The organism is Pandoraea iniqua (genome assembly GCF_902459685.1).
GTDB classification, from domain to species: Bacteria; Pseudomonadota; Gammaproteobacteria; order Burkholderiales; family Burkholderiaceae; genus Pandoraea; species Pandoraea iniqua.
Map to the genome: position 1 here is coordinate 138,623 of NZ_CABPSF010000009.1, position 12,847 is coordinate 151,469.

Annotated in this window: 8 protein-coding genes and 1 pseudogene; 8 read left to right on the plus strand and 1 reads right to left on the minus strand. The window is 63.6% G+C overall.

Translation table 11 applies throughout. The features are described 5' to 3' along the window. Window positions 1–300 precede the first annotated feature (300 nt). From PIN31009_RS24390 to PIN31009_RS24410, 5 genes and pseudogenes are all read left to right on the plus strand, one after another. Window positions 301–1,422 (plus strand): annotated as a pseudogene (locus PIN31009_RS24390) (cytochrome c oxidase subunit II); the annotation flags it as partial. A 416-nt stretch (window positions 1,423–1,838) separates the two neighbouring features. Then, a complete protein-coding gene (gene ctaD / locus PIN31009_RS24395) occupies window positions 1,839–3,668 on the plus strand; it encodes a cytochrome c oxidase subunit I (RefSeq protein ID WP_150791819.1) in 1,830 nt (609 codons plus the stop codon). After that, complete coding sequence (locus PIN31009_RS24400) at window positions 3,665–4,288, plus strand: cytochrome c oxidase subunit 3 (protein WP_246185835.1); 624 nt, start codon at window positions 3,665–3,667, stop codon at window positions 4,286–4,288. Before ctaD ends, PIN31009_RS24400 begins: the two co-directional genes overlap by 4 nt. A gap of 14 nt (window positions 4,289–4,302) precedes the next feature. After that, entirely contained in the window at window positions 4,303–5,004 is a 702-nt protein-coding gene (locus PIN31009_RS24405; RefSeq protein ID WP_174997372.1) for a heme-copper oxidase subunit III family protein, read from the plus strand. A gap of 9 nt (window positions 5,005–5,013) precedes the next feature. Next, window positions 5,014–5,376, plus strand: coding sequence for a cytochrome C oxidase subunit IV family protein (locus PIN31009_RS24410; RefSeq protein WP_150682454.1), 363 nt, complete (start codon window positions 5,014–5,016; stop codon window positions 5,374–5,376). Window positions 5,377–5,388: 12 nt separating this feature from the next. Here PIN31009_RS24410 and PIN31009_RS24415 read toward each other — a convergent pair whose 3' ends face one another. Then, window positions 5,389–6,321 (minus strand): LysR family transcriptional regulator, encoded by a 933-nt coding sequence (locus tag PIN31009_RS24415; protein WP_150682453.1) that lies wholly within the window; start codon window positions 6,319–6,321, stop codon window positions 5,389–5,391. A 284-nt stretch (window positions 6,322–6,605) separates the two neighbouring features. Between PIN31009_RS24415 and PIN31009_RS24420 the strand changes: the two genes are divergently transcribed. The 3 genes from PIN31009_RS24420 (at window position 6,606) to PIN31009_RS24430 (ending at window position 12,749) form a co-directional block, all read left to right on the plus strand. Beyond that, on the plus strand, window positions 6,606–7,379 hold the full coding sequence (locus PIN31009_RS24420) for a putative hydro-lyase (protein ID WP_150791897.1): 774 nt from the start codon (window positions 6,606–6,608) through the stop codon (window positions 7,377–7,379). A 183-nt stretch (window positions 7,380–7,562) separates the two neighbouring features. Then, window positions 7,563–8,900 (plus strand): MFS transporter, encoded by a 1,338-nt coding sequence (locus PIN31009_RS24425; RefSeq protein ID WP_246185836.1) that lies wholly within the window; start codon window positions 7,563–7,565, stop codon window positions 8,898–8,900. A 207-nt stretch (window positions 8,901–9,107) separates the two neighbouring features. After that, on the plus strand, window positions 9,108–12,749 hold the full coding sequence (locus tag PIN31009_RS24430) for a hydantoinase B/oxoprolinase family protein (RefSeq protein WP_150791820.1): 3,642 nt from the start codon (window positions 9,108–9,110) through the stop codon (window positions 12,747–12,749). Window positions 12,750–12,847 lie beyond the last annotated feature (98 nt).

Here is a 12,847-nt window from a genome sequence, read left to right on the forward strand (position 1 = left end):
TAGTGACGCTGGGACGCCGGGGCGGCGGCATATGCCCCCCCGGCGTTTCGTCGCAGGGCTCGAAACCCATTCATGTGCCGTCAGGCGTCATCTGCCCGGCTCGTTGCTTCGTTCCTTGACAGCAACGTTTCGCGAACTAACCTACTAGTGGTGAACGCGAACATCGGCCGGCGCCCATCTCAGGATCGAGGTTTCTGGGAGTCAACTCACTGATCCACGGCAGTACAGAGGAAGCGCCTCACAAAAATCGATCGCCCGATCGCAGCGTGGTCGTAGATCGACTCGACAGAGGCAGGCCCCATGGCCCTCCCGATCCTCCTGATCGTCATTGTCGTCGCCGCGCTCGCGTTTCATTTCTGGAGTCCGTGGTGGCTGACCCCGCTGGCGTCCAACTGGCGCCAGATGGACGACACCCTCACCATCACGCTGGTGATTACCGGCGTGGCGTTCGTCGTCATCAATCTCTTCGTGGCATGGGCGGTATTTCGGTATCGCCATCGAGACGGCCACCGCGCCGCCTACGAGCCCCACAACCGCCGTCTTGAAGCCTGGCTCATCGGTATCACTACCGTCGGCATCGTCGCGATGCTCGCCCCGGGCCTGCTCGTCTACGCCAAGCTCATCAACCCGCCGTCGAACGCCATGGTGGTGGAAGTTGTCGGCCAGCAGTGGCAATGGCGGTTTCGGCTGCCGGGACCGGACGGACGCCTCGGCAGCTCCGACCCCGCGTATGTCACCGCCGATAACCCGCTCGGCCTGAATCCCAAGGATCCCGCCAATCAGGACAATCGCATCGTCGATGCCCCCGAGCTTCATCTGCTCGTCGGCGTGCCGGTCAAATTGCTGCTGCGCGCCAAAGATGTCCTCCACGATTTCTACGTCCCGCCATTCCGCACTCGGATGAACATGGTGCCGGGCATGGTCACGCAGATGTGGCTCACCCCCACGCAAACCGGGCGCTTCGACATTCTCTGCGCCCAGCTTTGCGGCGTCGGCCATTCGAACATGCGCGGCGTCGTCGTGGTGGACGACCGCCCCGCCTACGATGCATGGGCCGCCAAACTGCCGACATTTGCTGCACTGCAAGCACAGCACGCCGGGGCCAGTGCGATGAATCCGCTCGCCGCCAAGGGCAAGCTGCTTGCACAGGCCAAGGGCTGCGCCGGCTGCCATTCGGTTGACGGCTCTGCGGGCGTCGGACCGACGTGGCATGGCCTGTATGGCAAGACCGAGACATTTCAGGACGGCAGCTCCGCCAAGGTCGACGACGCGTATCTCGCCACGTTCATCCGCAATCCGACGGCGCGCGTGCCCAAAGGCTTCGCGCCGATCATGCCGCAACTCGACGTAAGCGATGCCGATCTCGCCGCACTGATCGCCTACATCAAGACACTCGCACCGGGCGGGGCAGCCGGGACGCCTGCAACCCCCACAGCGCCTGCCGCCCCTGCCGCGCCGACGGCACGCGCAGACACCGTGCAACTCGCCCAGAACTCGCTGGCTACGCCGCGCTCGCCCGCACCGATGGCGCCGTTGTCACCTGCGGCCGACTCGTCGTCCGCATCGTCCTCATCGTCGTCGCCGTCACCTTCGTCGCCCCCATCGGGCTACCGGGCGCCATCGCAGTCCGGGCCGCCGCCGCTGGCGACACCGATTCCGCCCTTGGCCATCCCGCCCCAACCGGGCAACGCACCATCGGCACCGTCAGGCGGGGTGACACCGCCGCGCGTGCCGTCGATGGTCCCGCCACAAACGAGACCGCAATAGATCGACCCGCAAGGACGAGACAGAAGAGAAAGACGAGACAGACAAGACGCACGTGAAGGAGGAGAGACTTCATGGCTTACGGAAAATCCGCACACGGCGACCACGACGGCCCGCAAAGCTTCTGGACGAAGTACGTCTGGAGTCAGGACCACAAAGTCATTGCCGTGCAGTACGCGCTCACGGCCATCGCCGTCGGTCTGGTCGGCCTCGTGCTCTCCAACCTGATGCGTCTGCAACTGGGCTTCCCCGGCAAGTTCTCGTTCATCGACGCCAGTCACTATTACCAGTACGTGACGATGCACGGCATGATCATGGTGATCTACCTGCTCACCGCGCTGTTTCTGGGCGGCTTCGGCAACTACCTGATCCCGCTGATGGTCGGCGCGCGCGACATGGTCTTCCCGTTCCTGAACATGCTCAGTTACTGGGTCTACCTGCTGGCCGTGATCGTGCTGATGGCGAGTTTCTTCGTACCGGGCGGCCCCACGGGCGCCGGCTGGACGCTCTACCCGCCACAAGCCATCCTGCCCGGCACACCGGGCACCGAGTGGGGCATCGTGCTGATGCTCATCTCGCTGCTGATCTTCATCGTGGCGGCGACGATGGGTGGCCTCAACTACGTCACCACGGTCTTGCAGGCGCGCACCGATGGCATGACGTTGCTGCGCATGCCGCTCACCGTCTGGGGCATTGTGATGGCGACCGTGCTGGCGCTGCTCGCCTTCCCTGCGCTGTTTGTGTCGGGCGTGATGATGCTGCTCGATAAGACGCTGCATACCAGCTTCTTCATGCCCGCCATCGTCTCGCTCGGACAGCCGCTCGACTATCGCGGCGGCAGTCCGTTGCTGTTCCAGCATCTGTTCTGGTTCTTCGGTCACCCTGAGGTCTACATCGTCGCGCTGCCGGCGTTCGGTATCGTCTCCGATCTCATCAGCGTGCACGCGCGCAAGAACATCTTCGGCTACCGCATGATGGTCTGGGCGATTCTCGCTATCGGCGTGCTGTCGTTCGTCGTGTGGGCACACCACATGTTCATCAGCGGCATGAATCCGTACTTCGGCTTCTTCTTCGCCACGACCACGCTCATCATCGCCATCCCCACGGCCATCAAGGTCTACAACTGGGTGCTCACGCTTTGGCGCGGCGACATTCATCTGAGCGTGCCGATGCTGTTCGCCATCGGCTTCATCAGCACGTTCGTGATCGGCGGCCTGACGGGATTGTTTCTCGGCAACGTCAGCGTGGACATGCCGCTCTCGAACACCTACTTCGTGGTCGCACACTTCCACATGGTGATGGGCGTCGCGCCGCTGCTAGTGGTGTTCGGCGGCATCTATCATTGGTATCCGCTGGTGAGCGGCAAACGCCTGAACGATCGTCTCGGGCAGTGGCATTTCTGGATCACGTTTCTCGGCACCTACGCGATCTTCTTCCCGATGCATTACCTCGGCATTCTCGGCATGCCGCGACGCTATTACGAATTTCAGGGCTACAGCTTCATTCCGCAGTCGGCCCACACGATGAACACGTATATCTCCGTGGCGGCGTTCATCGTCGCGCTCGGGCAATTGCTGTTCCTGTTCAATCTCGCATGGAGTCTGCGGCACGGCAAACCGGCCGGTGCGAATACGTGGCGGGCCGCGTCGCTCGAATGGCAGACGCCCAACGTGCCGCCGGTGCACGGCAACTGGGGCCCGACGCTGCCCGTGGCCTATCGCTGGCCGTATGAGTACAGCGTGCCGGGCGACATCGATGACTTCGTTGCGCAGAATCTCGCCCCCGATCCACGACGCCCCGCGACGATGGTCGATCGCGATGCCTTGCCCTCGCACGGACAATCGTCGCCCTCAGTGCCGCCCACACCCCCTTCGCCGGATAGCCCGAAAGGAGCCGCATCATGAGACCCGTTCCGTCGTGGCCGCCCATGCCCGGAGGCGCGCCAATCGCGCAGCCACCGCGCCGCAGGGCGTCGCAGGTTGCCATCTGGTGGCTGATGGGCGTCATCGGCGTGCTGTTCGGTCTGATGCTCGTCGCCTACGTGATGCGCATGAGTCTCGGCGACTGGCGGCCGCTGCCGTCGCTCCCGATGCTGTGGTTGAACACCGGGGTGCTGGCCGCGGCCTGCATCGTGATGCAGTCGTCCGTCTGGCAGGCAAAACGCGGAGAGCTGCGTCGCTCGCGCCGCGACTGGACGGTGGCGGGTGTGCTCGCGCTGGTGTTCGTGATCGGACAGCTCTGGGTCTGGCGCGATCTCGTCGCGCGCCACTACGGCGTGGCAGGTAATCCGGCCAATAGCTTCTTCTTCCTGCTCACGGGGCTGCATGCGCTGCATCTCGTCGGCGGACTCGTCGCGTGGGCGCTGCTCATGCCGCGCGCGATGTCGCATGGCACGCGCGCGAGACGGCTGTCGCTCACCGCGCAGTACTGGCATTTTCTGCTGCTGCTGTGGCTCGTGCTGTTTGCCGCCATGACCAATCTCACGCCGGAGATTGCGCAGCGGTTGTGTGGCGTCAGTCAGTGAGCCGGAGCGTCATCGTGAACACGACATCGACCCCTTCGAACGCCATCGCAGACCCAGCGCATCTGCCCGGCGGCTGGCGCGGCATCGTGACCGATTGGTCAGGCGACCGCGCGGCATTTCAGGTGCCGTGGGGCAAGGCGATGATGTGGATCTTCCTCGTCTCCGACACCTTCGTCTTCAGCAGCTTTCTCATCGGCTACATGACGGTGCGCATCTCCACGACGGCACCGTGGCCCAACCCCGCCGAGATTTTTTCGCTGAATGTGAACGGGCACCCGGTGCCGCTGCTGCTCATCGCGATCATGACCTTCGTGCTGATCAGCAGCAGCGGCAGCATGGCGATGGCCGTCAACTACGCGTATCGGAAAGACCGCGACAAGACGGCAGCGTGCATTCTTGCGACCGCGTATCTGGGCATTGCGTTCGTGGGCATGCAGGCCTTCGAGTGGACCAATCTGATCGCGCACGAAGGTATTCGCCCGTGGGGCAACAAGATGGGCGCGGCGCAGTTCGGCGCGTGCTTTTTCATGATCACTGGCTTTCACGGACTGCACGTGAGCGCGGGCGTGATCTATCTGCTCACCGTCATGCGCAAGGTGCTCAACGGCACGCTTGAGCGTCGGGACAACTATCAGCTCGTCGAAATCGCGGGCCTTTACTGGCACTTCGTCGATCTCGTCTGGGTGTTCATCTTTGCGTTGTTCTATCTCTGGTAGAGGCCTGCCATGGACCCCGCTGCTGCATCCTCAACGGCATCTGCAACTGCCTCCGCATCCGACGACCACGCCGGACAACAGCACCCGGTTGGCATCTACCTGAAGGTGTGGGGGCTGCTGTTCGTGCTCTCGACGCTCTCGTATCTGGTCGACTATGCGAACCTGCATGGCTATCTGCGATGGGGATTGATTCTCGCGCTGATGGTTGCCAAGGCGGGGCTGATCGTGGCGGTGTTCATGCATATGCGCTGGGAGCGGCTGGCGCTCGTCTATGCGATTCTGATTCCGCCGCTCGCGCTACTCGTGCTGATGGCGCTCATGGCGACGGAAGCCGACTACACGTTCCTCACGCGGTTGGCACATTTCGGTTAATCGCACCAACGATCACAACAATTCCACCAGCCGCCGGTCGCTCTTGCGACAGTACTCCGCGCAGGCCGCACGTGCAGCCGTCGCCGCACCGTGCACGAACAACGGCGCATCGGCGCGCCGCGACATCGACACGACGATGGACGGCGGCGCGGGCTGCAACGGCAGTTCGACCACTTCCCCACTCGCGATCAGTGCGTCCACGAACAGGCGCGGTATTGCCGCCACGCCGAAGCCGTCGCGCACCAGTTGCACGATGACGGCAATCGACGGCGAACCCGTGATGCGCGTCTCCGACAGCGGCACGCCATGCACGCCCGCCAGCTTTGCGACGATATCTTCGAGCGCCCGATGTGGTGCGGTGCCGCGTCCGTAGGTGAGGATCGGGTGCTGCAAGACCTGCTTCGCGAGACCTCCACGCGTGTTCGGAAACAGGCCAGTGCGTGCGATCCAGTGCACCGGGTAATTGGCTAACGCGTCGCACACCACGCTGCTGTCGTCGCTGCCTTCCACGCGAATGATCAGATCGAGTTCGTCGGCGAGCAACCGTCGTTGCAATTGCACGGAAACATCGACCGTCAACTCGACTTCCAGTGTCGGGTAATCGGCGGCCAGCCGTCGCAAGTAGTGCGGCAGCCAGCTATGCACCACCGTTTCGATCACGCCCAGACGCAGGCGTCCGCGCGTGGTGCTTTCGCCGGACGCTGCCGCTTGCAGACGCTTGGCCGCTTCGACTACGGCCTTGGCGTAGCCCAGCAAATATTCACCGTTGGGCGTGAGGCGAAACTCGCGGCTCTCGCGATCGACCAGCGCGGTATTCAACTCGTCTTCGAGCGCTTTCAGGCGCTGCGAAATGGCGGCAGGCGTGGCATGCAATGCGGCGGCCGTGGCGCGAAAGTTGCGCAGTTTGGCCAGCGTGACGAAGGTTTCGAGAAATCGGGTGTTCACGGCAATCCTGTGGGGGGCAGGGGCGCGGTGCGCGCAATGGCGATCATGCTGTGAAGAAAAGAAAGACGGCAAACCTCGGGAAAACCCGCGAAGTCGTTAAGAAATTCTATACGGCGACGCGTAGAAAAACTCGTTAGCGACAACATTTTTTTCTTTCTATGCTTCACCCATCCGATGCGCCCCCCAAGGCACTTCAACGCATCTCCCCCGGAATGTTGCTCACTCGCCCGACTGCCATGAACCACCCTGCCACGCCGCTCGATTTCACTTCGCAACGCGAGACGATCATGCCCTTCGAATTCCGTCAGGCCGTACGCAGCGGCCAGTTCCGTGGACCGACTGCCGGCTATTGCGGCGAGTTCGCGCAGGCCAACCTCGCCATCCTTCCCGTGGCGCATGCGCATGACTTCCTGCGCTTCTGCCAGAGCAACCCCAAGGCGTGTCCGCTGCTGGGCGTGGGCGAGCCCGGTCAATGGCACGTGCCGTCGCTGGGCCGCGAAGTGGATATCCGTACCGACGTGCCGGGCTACAACGTCTACCGCGACGGCAAGCTCGCTGGCGAAGTCGACAATCTGGCCGAGTACTGGCAGAGCGACTTCGTCGTGTTCGCGATTGGCTGCTCTTTTTCGTTCGAACACATGCTCGCCAAGGCGGGCATTCCGCTGCGTCACGTGGAAGAGGGCTGCAATGTGCCGATGTATCGCACGAAGATCGCCAACCAGCGTGCGGGCAAATTCGGCGGCGAGCTGGTGGTGTCGATGCGCCCGATGAAAGGGGCCGACGCCATTCGCGCCGTGCAGATCACGAGCCGTTTCCCGGGCGTGCACGGCGCGCCGATTCATATTGGTGACCCGGCCGAGCTGGGCATCACCGACTTGTCGAAGCCGGAATTCGGCGACGCCGTGACCATTCGCGACGGCGAATTGCCGGTGTACTGGGCTTGCGGCGTGACGCCGCAGACCGCGCTGATGGGCGCCAAGCTGCCGCTCGCCATCGCACACAAGCCGGGCTACATGCTCATGACCGATATCCCGAATGCCTCGCTCGCCGTCTTCTAATTCCTGACGGCAAGACACGCACCCCGCATCAGGCACCACGTAGCACGCATCACATAAGAACACCGCGCCATGACGGAAGTCGGCAGGGCAGTTGCTGCCGGCCGTCGACCGAACACGCCCATCGCGGAGCGCGGCCCGAGGGCATCACACGGCAAGACAGGACATCACCGGAGTCTTCTTCTCATGGATAGCAAAACCCCTCTCGCGAGCCCGTCGGCAGCCGCTGCTGCCACGGCGCCGGACACGCCGGCCCCCGCCGGCGGCAGTCTGTTCGGCTGGTACGGCGACGCGACACCAACTGAAAAGCGCGCGTTCTGGAGCTGCAAGGTCGGCTACATGCTCGACGGCATGGACACGCAGATGCTGAGCTTCGTCATCCCGACATTGATCGCCACGTGGGGCATCAGCCTCGCCGACGCGGGCTTCATCGGCACGCTCACACTGCTCGCGTCGGCCCTCGGCGGCTGGGTCGCCGGCATTCTGTCCGATCGCATCGGACGCGTGCGTACGCTGCAACTGACCGTGCTCTGGTTCGCGGTATTCACCGGGCTGTGCGGTCTCGCGCAGAACTATCACCAACTGCTCGCAGCGCGTGCGCTTATGGGCTTCGGCTTCGGCGGTGAATGGACGGCCGGCGCCGTGCTGATCGGCGAAGTGATCCGCGCCCGCGATCGCGGCAAGGCCGTGGGGCTGGTGCAGTCGGGCTGGGCCATCGGGTGGGGCCTGACCGCCATTCTCTACGCGGTGCTGTTCTCGCTGATGCCGGCGGAACTGGCTTGGCGTGCGCTGTTCCTGATCGGCTTGCTGCCGGCGCTGCTGGTGCTGTTCATCCGCCGCTACGTGAAAGAGCCGGAGGTGTATCAAAAGGAGAAGGCCAAGCAGGCGAAGTCGGACGACGCCCCGGGACTCGCGGCCATCTTCAGCCCGAAACTGCTCTCCACGACGATTCGCGCGGCATTGCTGACCACCGGTGCGCAGGGCGGCTACTACGCCATCACCACGTGGTTGCCGACGTTCCTCAAGACCGAGCGTCATCTCACGGTGATGGGCACGGGCGGCTATCTCGCGATGATCATCTTCGGCTCGTGGGTCGGCTATCTGGTGAGTTCGTACCTGACCGACCGTCTGGGCCGCAAACCGAACTTCATCCTGTTCGCCGTGGGCTCGATGGTGATTGCGTTCTCGTACACGTCGCTGCCGCTCACCGACAGCGCTATGTTCTGGCTGGGCTTCCCGCTCGGGTTCTTCGCCTCCGGTATCTTCAGCGGCATGGGCGCCTTCCTGACCGAGTTGTTCCCGACGAACGTTCGCGGCTCGGGCCAAGGTTTCTGCTACAACGTCGGCCGCGCAGTGGGTGCCCTGTTCCCCTTCCTTATCGGCATGCTCTCCAAGCAGTACGGGCTGGGCACGACCATCGGCATCTTCGCGGCGGTGGCTTACGGTGTGCTGATTCTGGCGGCGCTTACCCTGCCGGAAACACGTGGCCGCGAGCTGGAATCGCTCGAACTGAAAACGCAGTGAGGGATTCGGCACTTCACCTCACTTCGATTTGATGAAACACCGCGGCAGCCGTCGCTGCCGCGCCTGAACACATTCCCCTGATCGCATCATTCTGTGCAGCCCCGTGGCGATGTCCATGCGGGCCTGCATGGGAGACGTGCGCTCTGTGAAATTGTGAAACTGTGGAATCGGTCTTTCCCGTTTGACCATTGCTTTGCGAGTGACCCCATGACGAACGCTCTCACGCCTGCTACCCAACACAACATCGCCACCGACCCGCGCTGGCAGTTCTGGATCGATCGTGGCGGCACCTTCACCGACATCGTGGCGCGTCGTCCGGACGGCACGCTGGTGACGCACAAACTGCTCTCGGAGAATCCGGAGCAGTATCGCGATGCCGCCGTTGCCGGTATCCGTCACCTGCTCGGTCTGTCGACGGGCGAACCGATTACGCCCGCACAAGTCGAGATGGTGAAGATGGGCACCACCGTCGCGACCAACGCTCTGCTGGAGCGCAAAGGCGAGGCGCTGGCGTTGGTCACGACGCAGGGCTTCCGCGACGCGTTGCGCATCGCTTATCAAAATCGCCCGCGGCTGTTCGATCTGGATATCGCGCTGCCCGAAGCGTTGTATGCGGAAGTGGTGGAAGTCGATGAGCGTGTCGGTGCGCAGGGCGAGGTGGTGCGCGAGCTGGATCTCGTCGCGGCACGCGGTGCACTCGAATCCGTGTATGCGAAAGGCGTGCGCGCGCTGGCCATCGTGCTGATGCACGGCTATCGCTTTCAGGCGCATGAAAAGGCACTGGCGACGCTCGCCCGTGAACTGGGCTTCACGCAAGTGTCGGTGTCGCACGAGGTGTCGCCGCTGATGAAGCTGGTGTCGCGCGGTGACACGACCGTGGTTGATGCCTATCTCTCGCCGATTCTGCGGCGCTATGTCGAGCAGGTCGCGCAGGAGATGCCGGGCGTGAATCTGCAATTCATGCAGAGCAGCGGCGGCTTGACGCGTGCCGATAATTTTCAGGGTAAGGATGCGATCTTGTCCGGCCCGGCGGGTGGCATCGTCGGCATGGTGCGCGCGTCGAGTGCTGCGGGTTTTGATCGCGTCATCGGCTTCGACATGGGCGGCACGTCCACCGACGTGTCGCATTACAACGGCGAGTTCGAGCGCGTGTTCGAGACGCAGGTCGCAGGCGTGCGCATGCGCGCGCCAATGATGAGTATTCACACGGTGGCGGCCGGTGGCGGCTCGGTGCTGTCGTTCGATGGCACACGGTTGCGCGTGGGTCCCGATTCGGCGGGCGCCAATCCGGGGCCGGCGGCGTATCGCCGCGGCGGACCGCTCACGGTGACCGATTGCAACGTCATGCTGGGCAAGATTCAGCCTGCGCACTTCCCGAAGGTGTTCGGACCGCAGGCGAATGAAGCGCTCGACCGTGAGGTTGTGGTCGAGAAGTTCACCGCGCTGGCGAAAGAGATCGAGCGTGCCACCGGCCGCAGCCAGACACCGGAAGCGCTCGCCGAAGGCTTCCTCGAAATCGCGATCGGCAGTATGGCCAACGCGATCAAGAAGATCTCCGTGCAACGCGGTCACGACGTGAGCCGCTATGTGCTGACGACGTTCGGCGGTGCGGGTGGTCAACACGCGTGCGGCGTGGCCGATGCGCTCGGCATGACGCAGGTGTTTGCGCATCCGCTTGCAGGCGTGCTGTCCGCGTATGGCATGGGTCTCGCCGATCAGACGGCGATGCGAGAACGCATGATCGAAGCACCGCTTGCCGTCGACGGTCTGCAAGCACTGGAAGACGCGCTCGGTGCACTTGCCGATGAAGCGGCCAACAGTCTGCTCGCGCAGGGCGTGCCGCCGTCGCGCATCGAAACCGTGCGACGTGTGCACGTTCGCTACGCCGGCACGGATTCGGCCATTGCCGTGCCCTTCGGCGATGTCGAACAAATGCGCGCGGCTTTCGAAGCGGCTTATCGTCAGCGCTATTCGTTCCTGATGGATGGCGCGGCGCTGATTGTCGAAGTGGCGTCGGTCGAAGCGATCGGTCACTCGGACGCCCCCGTCGATATCACGCCGCTGGCCGCACGCACTGCCGGTACGCCGCAACCGATCGATCAAGTGAAGCTGTACGCGAGCGGCGCGTGGTGCGATGCCGCGCTGTTCTCACGCGACACGTTGCTCGCGGGTGACACCCTCGATGGCCCCGCCATCGTCGCCGAGAAGAGCGGCACGACCGTGGTGGAACCGGGATGGCAGGCGCAGATGAGCGCGCAAGGGAATTTAATTCTGACGCGCGTGGTGCCGCGTGAATCGCAACGCGGTCTGGGCACGCAGGCCGACCCGGTGCGGCTGGAAATCTTCAACAACCTGTTCATGTCGATCGCTGAGCAGATGGGGCTGCGTCTGCAAAACACGGCGTACTCGGTGAATATCAAAGAACGCCTCGATTTCTCGTGCGCGCTCTTCGACCGGGAAGGTAATCTGATCGCCAACGCACCGCACATGCCCGTGCATCTGGGGTCGATGGGTGAGAGCATTCGTACGGTGATCGAACGCAACCGCGGCGCGATGCGCGATGGCGACGTCTTCATGCTCAACGATCCGTACCACGGCGGCACGCACTTGCCGGACGTCACGGTGATCACGCCGGTGTTCATGGCGGGCGAGGACGAGCCGTTGTTCTACGTCGGCTCGCGCGGCCACCATGCCGATATCGGCGGTATCACGCCCGGCTCGATGCCGCCGGATTCGACGCATGTCGAAGAAGAGGGCGTGCTCATCGACAACTGGCAACTGGTGGCCGCCGGTGCGCTGCGGGATCGTGAAACGCGCGGACTGCTCGCCGGCGCACGTTATCCCGCACGCAATATCGATCAGAACATGGCGGACTTGCGCGCGCAGGTCGCTGCGAACCAGAAGGGCGTGGACGAACTGCGCCGCATGGTGAACGAGTTCGGCCGCGACGTGGTGCTGGCCTATATGGGCCACGTGCAGGACAACGCCGAAGCGGCCGTGCGCCGAGTGATTGGCGCACTCGCCGACGGGCACTATCGTTATCCGCTCGATAACGGCGCGGTGATCGACGTGACGATTCGCGTCGATGCGGCGACGCACAGCGCGACCATCGACTTCACGGGCACGTCGGACCAGTTGCCGAACAACTTCAACGCACCGCGTGCGGTGTGCATGGCAGCCGTGCTGTACGTATTCCGTACGCTGGTCGATGACGACATTCCGCTTAACGCCGGTTGCCTGAAACCGCTGACGGTGATCGTGCCGCGCGGCTCGATGCTCAACCCGGCGTATCCGGCGGCGGTGGTGTCGGGCAACGTGGAGACGTCGTCAGCCATCACCAACGCGTTGTACGGTGCGCTGGGTCGCGTGGCATCGAGCCAAGGGACGATGAACAACTTCACGTTCGGCAATGAGACGTATCAGTACTACGAGACCATCGCCGGTGGCAGCGGAGCAGGCGAGGGCTTCAACGGTTCGGACGCCGTGCAGACCCACATGACGAACTCGCGCCTGACGGACCCAGAAGTGCTGGAATGGCGCTATCCGGTGCGACTGGAAAGCCACCGTATTCGCGCAGGTTCGGGAGGAACAGGGCGTTGGCACGGCGGCAACGGTGCCGTGCGGCGCATTCGCTTCCTCACGCCGATGACGGCATCGATCCTGTCGAACAATCGCGTGCACGCACCGTTCGGTGCGCAGGGCGGTGAGGTCGGCGCGCTGGGCGCAAATTACGTGGAGCGCTCGGACGGCACCCGCGAAGCGCTGGGCCACATCGGCCGCACGCAAATGCAACCGGGCGACATCTTCGTGGTGGAAACGCCGGGCGGTGGCGGGTTTGGTGTGCGTTGATCGCGTGGTTAATGAGCGAGTCGTCACCGTGCAATGCGGTGAACATGACACGCGTGACATGGGAAAGCACTGAAGCCTAACCGCTTCCCGGAAGCAAA

Coding starts and splice junctions, on each gene's coding strand:
- PIN31009_RS24410 (WP_150682454.1), top strand. CDS start 5,014: ATGGACCCCGCTGCTGCATCCTCAACGGCATCTGCAACTGCCTCCGCA.
- PIN31009_RS24425 (WP_246185836.1), top strand. CDS start 7,563: ATGGATAGCAAAACCCCTCTCGCGAGCCCGTCGGCAGCCGCTGCTGCC.
- ctaD (WP_150791819.1), top strand. CDS start 1,839: ATGGCTTACGGAAAATCCGCACACGGCGACCACGACGGCCCGCAAAGC.
- PIN31009_RS24400 (WP_246185835.1), top strand. CDS start 3,665: ATGAGACCCGTTCCGTCGTGGCCGCCCATGCCCGGAGGCGCGCCAATC.
- PIN31009_RS24430 (WP_150791820.1), top strand. CDS start 9,108: ATGACGAACGCTCTCACGCCTGCTACCCAACACAACATCGCCACCGAC.